The organism is Microcoleus sp. Pol1C5, assembly GCF_036701115.1.
GTDB lineage: Bacteria > Cyanobacteriota > Cyanobacteriia > Cyanobacteriales > Microcoleaceae > Microcoleus.
Window position 1 is genome coordinate 126,067 of the sequence record NZ_JAUBQE010000006.1, and the last position, 17,971, is coordinate 144,037.

Consider the following 17,971-nt stretch of genomic DNA (forward strand, 5'->3'; position numbering starts at 1 on the left):
CCTTTCTGACTTTTGAGTGGGAGCATTAGGAGCAAATAATACAAGTAACTGACAAATTATTAGGTTTTTGGTCGCGATTTCCCACAGGTAAACAGTCTTTAATTTCTCCCAATTGACAAAAAAAAACTCATCCCCAATCAAGATAATTCTCCGATGTTTGTATTTATTGTGTATGTATTGTATGAATTTAACTGTTGATTAGACTTTGCCACGGGATGACTTTAAACATGATTTTTTTTACTTTTATAATAAGCGTGCACCAAAATAAATTTGTCTCTATAGTACAGTGAATATCGTCTTCTTTTAGGGCAAGTTAAAGTAGCAAATCGAGCGAATTAAATTACTGCAATGCCTGCCTTATTAGAGTTATTAGACATGGCTGGATGTATTATGACGGTTGATGCAATGGCTAAGAAAATAGCGATTTCATCTTAAAATTTTAACGCATTTATCTGATTAGAGCTTAGCGTTTAAAGGTCATCATCCTACACTTCACGGACAAGTGAAAGATTGGTTTGACCAACACTTATCTCAAGGGTTTGAAGGTATTATCCATAGTTAGGATCGACCGGTAGATAAAGGTTCCCCTCGGATTAAAAAATGCTCCTGTTAGTGTGTTCCTATTTCTCAATTACCAACTTTACATAACCACAATGATTGGCCTCGTTGCTTGTTTATTCCCACATGATGATATCTCTCAACCCGCTTGTCAATAGCATTTAAGATGGGCTTACCCTGGTACAATTATCAATCTTTAACATCTCTGTTTTGGATTATTTGTTGGAAGTCCCTTATTTTGCTGACATTCTAAATTGGAATCGATCAAATTCCTTCCAAGTAAAGAAAGCGACAACTAGGGAAACTAAAATATCCACAGCAATTAAGCTATAATAAATCCCATTTATTCCAATGAAGAGCGGCAATATTAACACTACTGGTATAAACAGAAATACTTGTCTTGCCACAACTATGATTCCCGCAATTTTACCGTTGCCTATGGATTGGAATAAGGTAATGCTACAGAATACAAAAGACATTAGGGGTAGCAATATAGTGATAATGCGAAAGTTTAACAGATCGTTAGCAATGAAAGCAACCTTCGGTAGCAACAAACTCAGAAAAGTTGCTGGAAATAATTGTAGAGGCAACCAGATTATGCTTAACAGAATAGTACCGCCAATGCCAAAAATTAAGTATGATTTCTTCATTCTGTGATAATTTCCTGCTCCATAATTTATTCCAATTACTGGCTGTAAAGCATATACGAAGCCATAGACAGGAGTTACTGCTAAAGAATACAGGTTCAATGTTGCTCCGGCGAAGGCAATATCAGTATCGGTTCCATAGTAGGCTATCGACCTAAAAATCACGATTTGCTGAACGATTCCCATTAAGTCCATGATTAGCACCGATAGACCAACTGATACAATTGGTTTCGCTAAATCCACTGACAAAGTTAACTTTTTAAGTTGAACCGGAGTAGAACTTTTACCGCAAATAAAATAGGTTAAAATTACGCTCGCATAAACGATTGAAGAAACAACTGTTGCCAAAGCTATTCCTCGAATTCCCCAGTGAAAAACAGCAACAAATATCGGATTTAAAATTGTATTAGTCAGAACGGAAATGGCAGCAAAACCGGTGGCTAAACCGATTCTACCTTCAGATTTGATTAGCTGGCTAGAACCTACCGCTAAAACCAAAAATACCGCTCCCAGTATATAAGTCTTAAAATATTCTGCTCCTAATGAGGCAATTTCCCCCTCTGCCCCCATAAAAGAGATTAATTGATCGCCAAAACCGTAACCTATAATAGTAATAAAAAAGGAGATAATCAAACTCATCACTGTAAAAGTGCCAAATATCTTAGACTGAGTGTTGATATCTCCCGCACCAATAGCGCGGCTGAGAACCGAAGCAGAACCTATCCCAACTGATAAGGCACATCCAATTACAATCGTCGTCAGCGGCAGTGCGAGGGATATGGCTGCCAAAGCACTTTCGCCAATCAGTCGTCCTGCGAATAAAGCATCAAGAAAAGAGTTTAAGGCAATGAGCAACATTCCCAGAATACCGGGAGCTGATAATTTCAACATTAGTTGAATCAGATTGCCTTGCAGGATTTCATCTGCTACTTTGGTTTGCTGTTGTGAAGTCATTATTAATGTAATCTGGGGTTTGATAGAGTAGTGAATTGACTAAAAAGGTGCTACTATCGGGCCAGCGTTGCGGAGGAATAGCGCTCTTGACGCTGACGCTGACCTAGCATCACCATCTTTAAACCACTAGCAGGAGGATAGTTAACACCTTGAGGTTTTGGTCGTTCCAATCGTTTGTCAACTAGCCCTAGTTGATAGCGTGAAAGAATCGTTGCCAATACTAGCTTCATTTCAAATAAAGCTAGAGCCTCGCCAGGACAGCGACGAGTACCGCCGCCAAAGGGCATAAATTCATAATTTGAGAATTGTTTTTCCAGAAAACGCTAATTTCGTTGCAAAAAAGAGAAAGAAAAGCTAATTTCTAACCAGGAAGACCGTGCCAAACCCATCAGGCGAGGAAGCAAGTCTCTGAATTTTTGGTAGCGATCGCCCTCACGCAATCCAAATAAAACTTCTAAAATTACCTCCAAAGTAATAGCTTGCATTGTACGATAAGCTAGAAATTCTTTGCCAACAGTTTGCTGACTTATTAACCTTTCTGCGATTTCACAAATATGCTTTCCATAACTTTGGATGCGAGTACCGTGCAGGGGAGGCATTAAAAGCTGGCGTCGATTTTTATGGCGTAAGCCATCAAGCAGTAGTAGTCCATTATTGCCCACCAATGGGGCGGCATCTTCGTTTAAATTCCCCGCAGCTACGATTTCTTTTGTTTGGGTAAAAATTTGCTTAATTCCCTGTGGATTACTAACAAATACTACTGGTGTAGAACCAAACATAATGGTGAAGATGTCACCATAGCGTTTGGCCACACTATCCATATAGCCAAAGGGGTCAGATGCAAATTGAATGTTCAGTAACCAGGTGGGGGTTTTCGGCCCTGGAGGTAGTTTCATAGCAATGAAGAATGGGTAATTGATAATTGAAATCAGCTATTACTAATTAGGCAAATTAGATACTAGCTGCTGCGGTTGTTTTTGAGTTTGACGCTGACCTTTTACTACCATTTTTACGCCACTGACAGGGTAACAAAGTAGTCCTTCAAACTTAGGTTGTTCCGGTTTGCTATCCGCTAGTTCTAATTGATAGCGTGAAAGTATAGTTGCCAATATTAGCTTCATCTCAAATAAAGCTAAAGTTGCACCTATACAGGTACGAGTCCCCCCGCCAAAAGGCAGAAATTCATAAGGAGAAAATTTTCTTTCTAAAAAGCGCTCTGGCTTAAATTTGTTAGGTTCTGGATATAAGTCCTCGCGCCGATGAGTCAGACAAATATTAACTCTGAGTAGCGTACCAGGACTCAATTGATAACCCATTAATTCGATCGGCGATTCTACCAATCTTGGAAATGTGAATAACTGAGTGGGATAAATTCGCAAGGCTTCATTACAAACAGCGGTGAGATAGGGTAGTCCCACAATACTCATCGGATCTGGCGAGTCGCCAAGACCATCGAGTTCTGTCACCAATCGATCGCGTACTGTCGGTAAATGGTGAATCCAATATAATGCCCAAGCGATCGCAGTGGCAGAGGCATCTTGAGCCGCGAATAAAGGCGAAATTACCAAATCTCGCAACTCTTCATCTGTCATCATCTCACCCGCTTCATCGCGAGCAAACATCAAATCGGATAGGATATCCTTGCGAGAGGGATCGGCTTGCTGCCGGCGTTCTTTCACTTCCGCTTCCAGCAGTTGGTAAAGCTCTTGCCGGAGTTGAAGCAGTTTCCCCCAAGGGCTCCAGCGGCCTAAATCTCGTTGCAAAAAGGGCAGAATGTTGGCAGCTTGAATTAAAGGAGTCCGCATCAAATTTATGATTGCCGGAAGCAGTTGCCTGAGTCTTTCGTAGCGTTTTCCCTCGCTTAAACCCAATACAATCTGAATGCTTATTTGTAAGGTAATGTCTTCGATCGATGGGTAAGCGACAAAAACTTGGCCGCTCGAATGCTGACTAATAATTTTCTCTGTCAGATCGCAGATTCGCTGCCCGTAGAAACGCAACCTCGCACCGTGAAAAGCTGGCATCATCAACTGACGGCGATGTTTGTGGCGCAGTCCGTCGAGTTGGAGTATTCCTTGGTTCCCCGTAATTAGGGCCATATCTCCGTTCAACTCTCCAGAAGCTGGAATCTGTTTTGTATTGGTAAAAATTTGCTCTATTCCTTGGGGATTGCTGACAAATAATACGGGAATAGACCCAAACGTGATGGTAAAAATGTCACCGTAGCGTTTGGCGAGATCGTCCATGTAGCGAATAGGATTGGTAGCGATTTTAATATATTGCCACCAGATGGGAGCTTTTGGACCTGAAGGTAGGTTCATTTTTATCTGACTATATTTGTTGTAATCGGAGTTATTTATTTTTCTTTTCTTTTCTGCATTCTCTGCGCCTAGAGCGGTTTCAAAAAAGAGCGCGGAAATATTAAGATGAGACACGATCGCGCATTGGTAGTAACTCTGGCAGCTCTGGATTAAAAGTCTTGGCAACGAGGATAATGCCGATGAGACTAATGGTAATAGCGACGACAAATACTCCCCGATAGCCGAGTGATTGTGCAATTACACCGCCGATCGCTGCAGCAATAATCCCAAAAAAGAAAGTAGTTGAAGATTGTAGTGTGTAGTCCGTGCCAGCCGCCTCTAATCGGCTTTTGTCCATCATGATCGTGTATAAGACTGTCACCGCCATACTACTCACGAATTGAGTACCGATAGCGATCGTATAAAGAATAGCTAAATGGGCAATACCGAATGCTGGCAATAAGTAGGTTAACATCATCAAAACCTGAAGTAAGCCAAAGAAAATTAGCGATCGCTTCCGTCCCAAGGGCGCAATCAGCAAACCTCCGACGATGGCACCTAATATCCCGACGCTGTAACTGACGACTCCCAACATCAAGCCAATTTCTGCCAAAGACAACCCGATATCTACCAACAGCGGACGAAACATCCGGGATGCCATATAAGGGCCAGGTGTATACAAGCTCAGAATCAGCAGCCAATGCCATATTCCGGGACTACGAAAGAACTTAGCAATATCCGTGAAAAAATTTGCAGGTTTTTGGGAGTTGGACTGAGCGCTTGCAGATTCCTGATGCTTGCTGCTGGGTTCTTTGTACAGCAAAAGAGGAATAAGTGCAACAACTACAAATAGCGCCAAAGTCAGCATACTCGCTTTCCATCCCCAACTATTGATCGCTAGTAGCATCCCACCGCCGCCGATAATTGCACCCACGTAGTTCCCCGCACTCTGCACTCCATTGCCAATGCCCCGCTCTTGGGGTTCTAACAATCCTACTGCCAGGGCATCGGTGGCAACATCTTGGCTGGCGCAAACGAAACAGATGATCGCCAGACAGATATATGCAACTGAAAGCTGACTTTGGATATCAATGAAGGCGAAGGTGGCTACAGTACAAGCTGCGATCAGTTGAAAGCAGATAATCCAAAACCTATAGTGTCCCCAACGGGTGAAGCCGTAGCGATCGATCAAGGGCGACCAGAGGAATTTTAACATCCAGGGTAAGGTTAATAGGGGCAAGAAACCGATCGCTTCTAAAGAAGCCCCACGCTGGCGCATTAATACGGGCAAAGCTTCGTACAGACACGCGATCGGGATAAACTGCGATACGTATAAGCTGCCAAGCAATCCGAATTTCTTTAGGCTTTTTGGTTTAATCACGGGGCTTTATTTCTGTGCTTTTCATAAAAATTGCTGCTGCCGACCCAGCTTTATCAAAAAACTCTGTCTTGACAGTACGGAAGTCGATCTCGATTTAGGATACTGGATGTTCAGCAAAAAGTTGAGAAATACTCTCAATAGATATAGGCTAGATAAATGTCTTTGTCAAGTAGCTGTGCCTTAAATCTGAGTACCTTTGTTAGCCTCTGGATACTGGCTCATCAATACAGGAGCCGCATAGGTAGTGTCGGTCGTGCATCCACTATTTTTCCTTTAATACCACCATCAAAGGTTAATTCCAATAGAGGAGAGGTGCCACGTTCGATCGCTACCACGCCATTGCGATCGAGCAGAGAAACAGCTTCACTCAGTTCTTTGTCGCGATCGACTGCGATTTTGACACTGGTTAGCTTTTTTACCCCCAGCGGATGAGTAATTAACTGCTGATGCCTTTCACAAGAGCGATCGAGCCAAGTTGTTAGAGCAATATCGTTAGGAATAGCCAAGCATATAGGCTCTGCCGCATTCGCAATATTTTGCGGTGAAAATTTAATAAACGTATCTGGGTGCATCCACTCTGCCCAGTGTTTTCTAGATCCCGGAATCTGAGTTGTCATCTCAGGTAAAGAGCGCAAACCAATTCCAAAGGGAGATGCTCCCGTTTGCGGCCAACGCGCCCGTGCTAAAACGTCTATCCCCGTTCGTGCCGTATGCTGTTGGGCTGCTTTTTCGTCTTCGATCCAGATTAATTCGAGGTATGTATTCTCGAAGAAGAAAATCGTCGAGATTGTTCCTTGCTCTACACGCCGCACTACTCGTTCGGAGCAGTAAAGGCCGAAATCTTGAAGAAAGGAAACTGCCGCTCGCCCTTCTGTAACAAAGATAAAAAGGTGATCGATTTCCAGTAAAAAATTATCGGGACGCACCAGTAGTGATTGAGTTGACATGAGTATTATTTTTCACTTGTGTTTGCTAAAACACACAGATTTTTCTATCCGTGCATCCGTGCCGATCCGTTTCGTGCCGAGGGGAGTAACTGAAAACTTCTATCTCTATGCCGGTAGCTTTTTAGACAGACAGAGATGGAGATACTAGCTCTAGACAATCAACCCTAGACCTAACCTCCCAGGCTCCTTAGCTAGGGTTGGGGGAGAATTCAAAGCCTCTCAAGAGCAGGAGAGATGTTGGATAGAGGTTTGACCGATCGCGCGAACATTAAGGCTCTAGACAAGTAGTTTTTCATGAGTTTAATAAAAATAATTTGCAATAAGTTCTTAATTATTAGGCAACAAATAGATTGATATGTCAACTAGGTTTAGGCAAATTTTTAGAGAAAAGTATCCACAGCGGTTGGCCCTAATGGACATCCCCCGCTTGTTTCGGCTATCCTAGATAATTGTAAATATTTAATAAAGATTTAGGATTGCTAAAAATCGGAGAGGAAGCCAACGATATAAGTCGTGAGAGTATCAAATTTTGAATTAATTAGGCAAAAATCGGATATGGGTAACTCACAAAAACGGCTCAACTTGGTTATTACGTTTGACTATGAAATTTTAGAATCCCAAGAACGGATTGTTGTCCAGCAACGAACTGGGGAAATTAAAGAACGTTTGCAGCGATCGGCCCAAGATATTTGGGAAATCGGCCAAAAGCTTGCGGATGTGCGATCGCACCTCAAGCACGGTCAGTTCGATGTCTGGTTGAAAGCTGAGTTTGGCTGGAGTCGGCGTACTGCTTACAATTTCATCAACGTTTACGAAGCCTTTCCCGAACGTGCAAACTTTGCACAGATTAATATTGCGACATCGGCCCTCTACCTCTTAGCAGCACCATCAACTTCACAAGAACTCCGCGATGAAGTTCTGCAACGAGCAAAAGAAGGCGAACCCGTAACCTATAAAGAAATCCGCCAAGTCATCAAAGAAGAGAAGTCACAATTCTCTCCTGCTGTAGAAAAGCCCCAACCGCCAAAGCCGGAAATTGTGGCGCTCAAACCAAAGGCTTTGGTGGAAGCCAAGAACTCAGTTGTAGAAGTTACTGCGCTAGATATACCTTCTGCTGCTGTTGCCAGTCAGATTAAGGTTGAGTCCGGTTGGTATATGTTAGAGCAGCAACATCTACTGTTTTGTGGTGATACGGCTTCACCGAAATTTGTAGAACGCATACCGCAGTCAGCGCTGGCGATCGCGATTACTGGTGATGACTGGGATCACGATTGGCTAATCGAACGGGCAAAAACCGTAATTATCTTTCCTGAATCCAGCCTCAAGGAGCAAATGCTCTCTAGCCTGCTGTCCATGTTTTCTACACCTGGAGAAACCGTGATTTTCCCTTGGTTGCCGGACTCAGCAATGTTGGCGGTCGCCCATAAACTAGAAAGGAAAATTTTCGCCGGAGATCCGAACCCAGAGAAATGCAGACAAGCGATCGCGCATTCCCAACTCTTAGTTGAACCGATTAACCTGTGAAATTAGATCCTGTGTGACTGAGGACTCAATTGAACGACAATCTGATTCAGTAATTGTGAAAGGCGTTGTAGCAGAAGTGTTTGGGCTGAGTGCAGGTAGAAATGATCTCCGGGAAACATCTCCAGCGAAAAGGCAGAGCTTGTCTGCTTTCGCCATGCTTCTAGGTCTTCGATACCGACTTTCCAATCCTCTAATCCACCAAAAGTCGCGATCGGACAATCTAAAGGCGGTGACTGCGAGTAGGCGTAAGTTTCAACCACAGCAAAATCGGCTCGCAGAGTAGGAAGTAGCAGTTCCATCAGTTCGGCGTTTTCTAGCACGGCTTTGGGAGTACCGTTATAACGGCACAATTGTCGTAGAAATTCTGTTTCTGGTAGAGCATGAATGGGCGGGTCGCGATCGGGAATTTGAGGAGCGCGATGTCCTGATACAAATAGGTGCAGTGGACTTTGGTTATACTCTTTGCGGAGTAGTCGCGCCAGTTCAAAGCTCACCAATGCGCCCATACTGTGACCGAAGAAAGCAAAAGGTTTGTTAAGGCTGCTGAGGATGGTAAGAGCAAGAGTCTCAATTAGAGGCTCGATCTCGGTGAAAGGAGTTTCCAGCAGTCGAAATCCACGTCCGGGAAGTTCGATCGGACAAACCTCTACATCTGACGGTAGGTTCCCTGGAAAAGCACGATAGCTCAAAGCCCCACCCCCGGCATAGTGGAAGCAGAATAGTCGCAACTTGGCTTCAGGATTGGGTTTCGGATAGGTAATCCAGGAGTTTGCAGTTATGGTAGCGTTCATAAATTAATACTGTTGAAAGACTTGACGCAGCAAGGGTTTGAGTTAATCTATCTCAAAAAAGATATGTGCGGGCGATGCCTGCGGCTGACTACACGCGACTTTTTCGGGTTTGGATAACAGACAATAAGCATCTCGGCGATTGCTACCTATAATTATTATCAATAATTCTGTCAAGAAGCTGCGATCCTTTTCGAGGTTAAGGAGCCTCAACGCTTGGCAGATCGAAGTGAGAGAGGCATTGTCACCCCGTCAGCCTGAATAAATAGCTCCGAAAAAAAATCTCAAACCCTTGCCCTGTATGAATAAAAATCTAAACCCGGTCCATATCTAATACGTAACCGTTTGTGTCTTTTAATAAAACTTTACAAAACTTTCCTGATTAGGGCTTGCCAAGAATCGAGCATAGGTACTACAATCCGTGTAGCTTATTGAAATGTCTTCTCAACAATCTAGCAAACAAAGTCAGCACAACTGATACACGCTGTCCTTGCGGTTAACGATCGGTTCGCTGAACGAATCAACATTTTTAAGTGAAAGCCAGGAAAATTAAGTCAAAACAGCACTCTCATCTATTTCATGAGAAGTCAAAAGGATCGTTTATTTCATGAGAAGTCAAAAGGCGATGGATACACTGAAGGCAATACTGACTAATTTAGGTATTCCTGAAGAGTCCCTTCATCAAGACACTTTACTGCACGGGAATTTACAACTTGACTCTGTTGAAACAGTACAAATTGCGCTGGAATTGAAACGGAGGTTGGGGGTTAACCTGAAACTTGGAACCCGCCAAGATATGACATTAGCTCAAATCTGTAATGAGATCGAAACGGCGATGCCAGCAGAACATCAATGAGTATTTCTGAACAGTTACCTACCATTTTTAACGTTGCAGCTCACTTTTTGGAAACCAATCTGCCACAAGAAGGACGTAGCGAGAAAGTAGCGTTTTACTATCAGGCTCGGACTTATACTTATGCCCAAGTAAATAGCTTTGTCCGACGTGCAGCTAGATTATTATCTGAGTTAGGATTGGCGCGAGAAAACCGGATCGCCATTCTTTTGCCCGACACTCCAGAGTCAGTATTTGCTTTCTGGGGAGCTATTTGGTTAGGCGCAGTACCAGTTCCGATCAATACGGCTTGTACGATTGATGACATCCACTATATCCTGCAAGATTCACGCGCCAAAGTCTTGGTGACTAACCAAGAGTGGCAAGAAAAACTGACTCCCATCCACTCTCAGTTCTTGCAAAAAATTCTCCTTAAAGACGGAGAAAAACCATTTTTGTCTCTGCTTACTCAGCAGACAGACGAACAGCTACCTTACGCCGAAACATCTGGCGACGAACCTGCTTTTTGGCTTTACACTTCTGGTAGTACGGGTAAACCCAAAGGCGTAGTTCACAACCACCAAAGTATGGTTGTGTGTGCAGAACTGTACGGTAAAGCTAAACTCGGTTTGCATCAAGATGACATCACCTATTCAGTAGCTAAGATGCCTTTTGCCTACGGTTTAGGGAATAGTTTATATATGCCGATGGCAGTTGGTGCAGCGACAATATTATCAGATGCCAACAATGCTTTTGATATTATCGCGGACATCGATCGCTACCGACCGACAATTTTATTTGGCATACCCAGCATATATGCCAGCATTCTTTCAGTACATGAAATTGCGCCTCTAAATACTTCCTCTTTAAGGTTGTGCTTATCAGCAGCCGAACAACTACCAAAAACTATTTGGTATAAGTGGCGAGACACTTACGGAATTGAGATTTATGAGGGTATTGGTACGACAGAATTGCTGCATATCTTTCTATCTAATGCAGAGGGAGAATGTCGTCCCGGCAGTTCTGGTCGTCCCCTTTCCGGTTATGATGTGCGAGTGGTTGATGAAAAGGGTTTCCCAGTTCCGGCGGGGGAAATTGGCGACCTAGAGGTGAGTGGAGAAAGTCTGATGCTGGGGTATTGGAATCGCCTGCGGGAAACGCGACAAGCTCTTTACGGGAACGCGATGCGAACGGGGGATAAGTATCTGCGCGATGCAGATGGTTATTTCTGGTTTATGGGACGTAAGGATGATTTCTTCAAAGTAAATGGGATGTGGGTATCACCGTTTGAAGTGGAAGATGTCTTACTCCAGCACGAAGGAGTTCTTGATGCGGCGGTAGTTCCAGAATGCGATCGCGGCGAACAATTAACTGAGATTATCGCTTACATCAGCCTTAAACCCGGCTTTGAGAAATCTCCCGATTTAGAAGAGAAGATTCGGCAATTAGCTAGGGCTCGATTACCCCATTTTAAGGCTCCTAAAAAAATCCACTTTTTGGAAACATTACCGCGGACGCCAACCGGAAAAATTCATCGCAAATCACTGCTGAAAAGCCATTAATGTTTAACTTCCTTCACCCAAGTTTTGACCCCATGTATCAGGTAGCAAGCAACTTATTAACTTATCACGAACTATTTCTACCAGGTCAGAGAGATCCTCTCATTCTGTTGCAGAATCTATTAGATGCTGGGATTTTTTCTAACTATGTGATGTACCAAAGTGAGAATGAAGTACGTATTGCTGGGAATGCTTTAGCGGAAATATCAGTAAGTTCTCACGATGTTTCGATCGCCTTTATGGGTGAGATTAAGTCAGAACCGGTCGCAGATCCGCTCAAACAAGTAGAATTAGCATTAGCGTCTTTGCCGATCGAGAATTGGACTGCTTATGGTTACGTAGGCTTTGATGTGGCTCGCTTCTACTCTTCCTACTCCAAGGCAATTGAACAACCGCTGCTCTATTTTTTGGTTCCAGAAACCGAACTTTTTATCACTCCTAGAGGAGTTCATATCAGAAACATCAAGTCGCCTACCAAAATTCTGGAAGCGTTATCACTTGATAATAAATTGAAAGACTATGTAGCGACACCACCAGTTGTTGATTTCGCCGATAAAGAAGAGTATCAAAACCAGGTGGGCGAGCTGATTCAAGCCATCCAAAGCGGCGATTTACATAAAGCGATTATTTCCCGTTCCGTGAAAGTAAAAGGGGATATGGATCTGTTCGGAACTTATGTTTTAGGAGCGAAAAACAACAATTGTGCGCGATCGTATTGTTTGCGGGTTGGCGAAGTAAGTGCGGTAGGCTTCAGTCCTGAAATTTTAATGGAAGTTAGTGCGGATGGCTTTGTAGTTACTAATCCATTGGCTGGTACTAGACCGAGATCGGAAAATTTGTCAGAAGATGTACAATTGGAAAGTGAGTTATTTACCGATGCTAAAGAGGTAAAGGAACACGCGCTTTCAATCTGGCTGGCACAAAGTGAAATGGCTGCTGTTTGTCTACCAGAAAGTCTTCGGATTTTTGACTTCATGCAGGTGAAACAATACAGATGCGTCCAGCATCTATCATCGCGAATTGGCGGTCAACTAAAAGGAGAAAAAACTTTATGGGATGCTTTGAAAGTGTTATTTCCTGGTGTCACAGTATCCGGAATTGACAAACACAAAGCTCTCAAATGGATCGAGAACCTAGAAAAAGAACCCAGGGGAATTTATGCTGGTGGTATCGGTTGGGTGAATAGCAATGGTATGGCAGATATTGCGATCGCAATTCGCTCGGCTTACCAGTATGGCGATCGGGTTTACTTAAATGCTGGCGCAGGAATTGTGGCAGAATCTATTCCCGAAAACGAATACGTGGAGTCCGTTAACAAAATGAACACTATGTTAACCAATTTAGTGTTGAAATCTCCATGACTTACGCAACTTAGCGCTAAAGCGCCACAACGTACATAAGAATCAGCTCCTCGTCTTGATAGTTATGATGAATCTTTCAGTCGGTATTCGATCGCTTGCTCTCAGTTTTCCCAGCCAAATTCGGACTAATGATTATTGGCTGGAAAAGTTCCCTCATTTGTTTGCTGTAACTTCGCCAAGAAGAACGAGGTTATCTCAGTCTAATGAATTCACCTCCGACGATGATGGATTTGCTATTTGGTCGCAAGAAGTAGCACCATATTTATCAGACCCTTTTCGGGGTAACGTCGAGCGACGGGTGCTGGGTGCAGGTGAGTCGTCGCTGATGCTGGAATGTCGCGCTGCTAGGGAGGCGCTGGATGCCGCAAAACTTTCTCCCCATGAAGTAGAATTAGCGATCGTTGCTTCTATTTTCCCCGAACAACTTGTTCCTGGTAATGCCTCCTACCTCGCACGCGAACTGCAACTGCAATGTCCGGCGTGGAATCTGGAATCGACTTGTTCGAGTGCGTTAGTTGCGCTGCAAAATGCGCGTGCGTTGGTGCAAACGGGAGAGTATCGCAATGTTTTGGTGGTAGTCTCTCACATCGAATCTAACTCTGTGGATGAGGAAGATACTCTATCGTGGTCTATGGGAGACGCTGCTGGAGCTTTTGTGGTGGATTCGCTCAAACGCGATCGCGGAGTTTTGGGCAGTAAAATAATTAACACTGCGGCTACTTGTGATGCGTATTTACACGAATTGATCGCAGACGCGCAAGGTAAGCCTCGAATGCGTACTCGGACAGGTGAGAACGCCAGCAGCTTCGCCGAAACAAGTGTGGAGTTCGTTCGGACTTGCTGTGAGGGGGCTGTGGCGGCGGCTGGCGTGACTCTCGAACAAATTGACTTTTTTGCCTTCAATACTCCGACAGCGTGGTATGCGAGGCTTTGTGCTAGGGCATTGGGCATCGATCCAGAACGCACGATCGATCTTTATCCTTGGTATGCGAATATCGGTTCCGTATTTGCGATCGCCAATTTATACCATGCCGCTCTTGCAGGTAAAATTCGCGAAAACGACTTAGTTCTCGTTTACACCAACGGCGCGGCTGCAACTGCGGCTGCAACAGTAATGCGCTGGGGTGATGTGGCGCTAGGAACGCCTCCTGCTCCCCCAATTAATGTTAATCGAGAAGCAGAAAAGAGCGCAGTCAATCTTTTCGTCGATGTCAAAAAAGCTTTTCTATCCAAGGAAAAACTCTTCGCCGCTGCACCAACAGAACAGCAGCAAATATTGGAAACCTATCTCATAGAATGGCTAACCAATTGTTTACAATTGCCTTTCGATAGCCTAAATCCGCAGCATTCCCTGGCTTTACTGCTTGATTCCTTAATGGCTTTTGAACTCAGGAGTCGAATCGAGACGGATCTCCAAGTGCGAGTGCCAATAGAAAGATTCTTTGGCGACAACAACATAACTCAATTAGCCGAACTCGTGCTTAATCAATTAGCTTTGGCGAACTTAACCGCATCCGAATCGGTTTTCATTACCGAATTCAAGGCAGCAGAAGAAGAAAGGGAAATATTAAGTATTTGAGAACGACGAATAAATAAACAATCGTCAATTTGTGCACTACTAATTTCAATCTAAAAATATGAATCTGCATTTACTTTTAAACACTTTATCTAACCAAGGCATCAAACTTTCTACTAATGGAAGTTCGCTAGAAATAGATGCGCCGAAAGGAGCAATTACTCCAGAATTGCGTAACTCATTAATTGAACATAAAGCAGAACTTATCCTGTTATTGCGCCAGAACAGCATGAGTGCTAGTTCTACTTCTTTGCCTGTAATTAAGCCAGCACCTGATTTGCGCTACGAACCTTTTCCCTTGACTGATATGCAGCACGCATTTTGGGTAGGGCGTAGTGGAGTATTAGACTTAGGAAATGTTGCCAATCACGGTTACTACGAGATTGAATGTCAAGGCTTAGACTTGGAGAAATTGAACGGGGCGTTGCCGAAATTAATCGATCGCCACGATATGCTGAGGGCAGTAGTATTGCCAGACGGTCAGCAACAAGTTCTCAAACAAGTTCCTGCATATCAAATGGAGGTTTTGGATCTGAGGGGACAGGAGAAAGAAGTTGTAAACTCTGAGATTGAAGCAATTCGCGATCGCCTATCCCATCAAGTTTTACCTGCTGACCAATGGCCTTTGTTTGAGTTTAGAGCAACGCGGTTAAATGGGGATATAGTTCGGCTGCATATCAGCTACGATTTGCAAGTATTTGATGCGTGGAGCTTGTTTCGTTTATTTGATGAATGGTTTCAACTGTATCAAAATCCTGATGCGCTATTGCCACCGTTGGAAATAACATTTCGCGATTATGTTTTGGCAGAACAAGCTTTGCAAGATACGGAATTATATAGGCGATCGCACGAATATTGGTTGAGTCGTCTGGAGACTCTATCTCTAGCACCGGACTTACCTCTGGCCAAAAATCCTAAAGAACTCAAAGAGCATCGCAACAGGCGCTACGAAAGCGGACTGGAACGAACTGACTGGCAACAGTTAAAGTTGCGATCGGCTCAAGCGGGTGTGACTCCTTCTGGACTATTACTGGCAGCTTTTGCTGAAATCATCGCACTTTGGAGTAAAAGCCAAAAATTTACAATTAATCTGGCTTTATTTAATCGTCTACCGCTACATCCTCAAGTCAATGACATCTTAGGAGACTTTACCTCCGTCACCCTTTTAGCAGTAGACAATTCCGCTCGCGAGTCCTTTAGCGATCGAGCCGTCCGCCTTCAGAAACAACTGTGGCAGGATTTAGAACATCGCTATTTTAGTGGAGTCAGCGTGACGCGAGAATTAGCTCGCCGGAGAGGTACAACTCCTAGCGCGATGCCAATTGTTTTTACCAGCACGATCGGCTTCCGTTCCCTGGGACAAGAAACTTTAACATTCAGTCACTTTGGCGAATTAGTATATGGAATTAGTCAAGCTTCCCAAGCTTGGATGGATATTCAGGTTTGGGAAGAAAAAGAAACCTTGACATTTAATTGGGATGTAGTTGAAGAACTTTTCCCGGAAGGTGCGATCGCAGATATGTTTGAGGCATATTGCCGTTTTATCGAGCAACTTGCTACTTCTGAATCTGCCTGGGTGGAAACGACACGGCAACTCCTACCTCCGGCGCAATTAGCCCAAAGGAATGCGATTAATTCTACAGACGCATCGATTCCAGACGATTTACTGCATAGTTTATTTGCCGCACAAGTCCGGGATAGAGGAAATGAAGTTGCAGTGATTTCATCCGCACGAACATTAACTTATCAGGAATTATTCGAGCGCTCGAATCAAGTCGGTCATCGACTGCGCCAATTAGGGGTTATTCCCAATCAGTTAGTCGCTATAGTAATGGAGAAAGGATGGGAACAAATTGTCGCAGTTATGGGTATTTTAGCTTCCGGTGCTGCTTACGTCCCCATCGATCCAGGATTACCTGAAGAACGCTTATCTTATTTGTTAGAAAATAGTGAAGTTCAGATAGTTCTAACTCAATCTCGGTTGAAAGAAAAGCTTAGTTGGCGATCGGAAATTCAACTAATATGCGTAGACAATGAAGACTTAGCTGTAGAAAGCAAGCAAGCATTAAATCCAGTTCAAACCCCCGACGATTTAGCTTATGTTATCTATACTTCTGGGTCTACGGGATTGCCGAAAGGGGTAATGATTACTCATCGCAATGTGGCGAATGTTGTTGTTTATACGAATCAGCGTTTTAATGTTACTTCGCAAGACCGAATTTTAGCTTTGACCGCTCTCAATCACGATTTGTCAGTTTACGATATCTTCGGTATTTTGAGTGCTGGCGGCGCGATCGTTTTGCCGGATGCTGTTGCTGTGAAAGATCCCCGTCATTGGGTAGATTTAATGGTGAGAGAAAGGGTGACATTATGGAACTCAGTTCCGGCGATGATGGAAATGTTGGTAGATTATGCAAACGATGCAATTTTTAATAGCTTGCGTTTGGTAATATTAGGAGGAGATTGGCTGCCGATTTCTTTACCCGATCGCATAAAATCCCTAGCGCCAAATACCCAAATTCTCAGCATTGGTGGGCCGACTGAAACAACTATTTGGAATATTGGCTATCTCATTGAAAAAGTAGATCCAAATTGCAAGAGTATTCCCTACGGTCAACCGATGGCGAACTCGAAATATTATATTTTGAATGATGCTTTAGAAGACTGTCCGATGTGGGTTCCGGGACAAATGTATTGTGCTGGAGTGCAGTTAGCAAAAGGCTATTGGCGCAATGAAGAAAAGACACGCGACAGTTTTATTACTCATCCGCGCACGGGAGAGCGTTTGTATCGGACAGGAGACTTAGGTTGTTACCATCCTGATGGCAACATTGAATTTTTAGGACGAGTTGATTTCCAGATCAAGATCCGGGGCCAGCGCATTGAAGTTGGAGAAATTGAGGCGGCTTTGACACAGCATCCCAATGTGAAAGCTGCGGTGGTTGCAGCAATTGGAGAACAGAACAAACAGCAGTTGGTAGCATACCTGGTTGCCGATCGAAAACCAAACCCTACTATTGAAGAAATTAGCGAATTTCTTAAAAAGAAGTTACCCAATTACATGATGCCATCAGCCTTTACATTCCTGGATGCTTTACCCCTTTCTGCTAATGGGAAAGTAGACCGCAATTCTATTCTGATTCAAGATAGTATTTTCCAAAAAGTAGAAGTTGCTTATGTCCCCCCAAAAAACGAAATTGAAAAAACAATTGCTACCGCTGTGCGAGAGATTTTGGGACTGGAAAAGGTAGGCATTAATGATAATTTCTTTGACTTGGGTGGAAATTCCTTACTTCTGACAAAATTTTACAGGAGGCTGGGAGATTTGTTGCCAGACATGGTACAATATATTGCATTAACTGATTTGTTTAGATACTCAACAATTAGTGCTTTAGCAAAGCATTTAAACCACAAATCAGTTTCCTCATTGCACGCTCCAAAAGCTGAAGCTGAAGAGAAATTCCAACAAGGAAAAAATCGCCTCCAACAAAGATTCCAAAAATCCAGATTGGTTAATAATTAGTTATCATTCATCATTCATTAG

Annotated in this window: 13 protein-coding genes; 6 read left to right on the forward strand and 7 right to left on the reverse strand. The window is 43.5% G+C overall.

Going from position 1 to position 17,971, the window contains the following annotated elements; all coding sequences use genetic code 11:
- Nucleotides 1–791 precede the first annotated feature (791 nt).
- From QUA23_RS05420 to QUA23_RS05445, 6 genes are all read right to left on the reverse strand, one after another.
- Nucleotides 792–2,159, reverse strand: a complete 1,368-nt coding sequence (locus QUA23_RS05420; protein ID WP_333074607.1) for an MATE family efflux transporter — start codon at nucleotides 2,157–2,159, stop codon at nucleotides 792–794.
- A gap of 53 nt (nucleotides 2,160–2,212) precedes the next feature.
- A complete protein-coding gene (locus QUA23_RS05425; protein ID WP_445243467.1) occupies nucleotides 2,213–2,446 on the reverse strand; it encodes a cytochrome P450 in 234 nt (77 codons plus the stop codon).
- Between the two features lie 36 nt (nucleotides 2,447–2,482).
- A complete protein-coding gene (locus tag QUA23_RS05430; protein WP_333074608.1) occupies nucleotides 2,483–3,055 on the reverse strand; it encodes a cytochrome P450 in 573 nt (190 codons plus the stop codon).
- A 42-nt stretch (nucleotides 3,056–3,097) separates the two neighbouring features.
- A complete protein-coding gene (locus QUA23_RS05435; RefSeq protein ID WP_333074610.1) occupies nucleotides 3,098–4,480 on the reverse strand; it encodes a cytochrome P450 in 1,383 nt (460 codons plus the stop codon).
- 100 nt (nucleotides 4,481–4,580) lie between these two features.
- Complete coding sequence (locus QUA23_RS05440) at nucleotides 4,581–5,807, reverse strand: MFS transporter (RefSeq protein ID WP_333110312.1); 1,227 nt, start codon at nucleotides 5,805–5,807, stop codon at nucleotides 4,581–4,583.
- 254 nt (nucleotides 5,808–6,061) lie between these two features.
- The gene (locus QUA23_RS05445; protein ID WP_333074613.1) at nucleotides 6,062–6,787 is read right to left on the reverse strand and encodes a VOC family protein; all 726 of its coding nucleotides are present in this window, start codon (nucleotides 6,785–6,787) and stop codon (nucleotides 6,062–6,064) included.
- A gap of 555 nt (nucleotides 6,788–7,342) precedes the next feature.
- Between QUA23_RS05445 and QUA23_RS05450 the strand changes: the two genes are divergently transcribed.
- Complete coding sequence (locus tag QUA23_RS05450) at nucleotides 7,343–8,311, forward strand: DUF3102 domain-containing protein (RefSeq protein WP_333074614.1); 969 nt, start codon at nucleotides 7,343–7,345, stop codon at nucleotides 8,309–8,311.
- A 2-nt stretch (nucleotides 8,312–8,313) separates the two neighbouring features.
- Here the strand turns inward: QUA23_RS05450 and QUA23_RS05455 are convergent, their stop codons facing one another.
- Complete coding sequence (locus tag QUA23_RS05455; RefSeq protein WP_333074615.1) at nucleotides 8,314–9,102, reverse strand: thioesterase II family protein; 789 nt, start codon at nucleotides 9,100–9,102, stop codon at nucleotides 8,314–8,316.
- A 604-nt stretch (nucleotides 9,103–9,706) separates the two neighbouring features.
- On the opposite strand from QUA23_RS05455, the gene QUA23_RS05460 reads away from it, so the two are divergent.
- The 5 genes from QUA23_RS05460 (at nucleotide 9,707) to QUA23_RS05480 (ending at nucleotide 17,950) form a co-directional block, all read left to right on the forward strand.
- Nucleotides 9,707–9,955: a phosphopantetheine-binding protein gene (locus QUA23_RS05460; RefSeq protein ID WP_333074616.1), complete on the forward strand. Its 249-nt coding sequence runs from the start codon at nucleotides 9,707–9,709 to the stop codon at nucleotides 9,953–9,955.
- Nucleotides 9,952–11,493 (forward strand): benzoate-CoA ligase family protein, encoded by a 1,542-nt coding sequence (locus tag QUA23_RS05465; protein WP_333074617.1) that lies wholly within the window; start codon nucleotides 9,952–9,954, stop codon nucleotides 11,491–11,493. The genes QUA23_RS05460 and QUA23_RS05465 overlap by 4 nt, the downstream gene beginning before the upstream one ends.
- On the forward strand, nucleotides 11,493–12,851 hold the full coding sequence (locus tag QUA23_RS05470; RefSeq protein ID WP_333074618.1) for a salicylate synthase: 1,359 nt from the start codon (nucleotides 11,493–11,495) through the stop codon (nucleotides 12,849–12,851). The genes QUA23_RS05465 and QUA23_RS05470 overlap by 1 nt, the downstream gene beginning before the upstream one ends.
- A gap of 64 nt (nucleotides 12,852–12,915) precedes the next feature.
- A complete protein-coding gene (locus tag QUA23_RS05475) occupies nucleotides 12,916–14,430 on the forward strand; it encodes a 3-oxoacyl-[acyl-carrier-protein] synthase III C-terminal domain-containing protein (RefSeq protein WP_333074619.1) in 1,515 nt (504 codons plus the stop codon).
- A 58-nt stretch (nucleotides 14,431–14,488) separates the two neighbouring features.
- Nucleotides 14,489–17,950, forward strand: a complete 3,462-nt coding sequence (locus tag QUA23_RS05480; protein ID WP_333074620.1) for an amino acid adenylation domain-containing protein — start codon at nucleotides 14,489–14,491, stop codon at nucleotides 17,948–17,950.
- Nucleotides 17,951–17,971 lie beyond the last annotated feature (21 nt).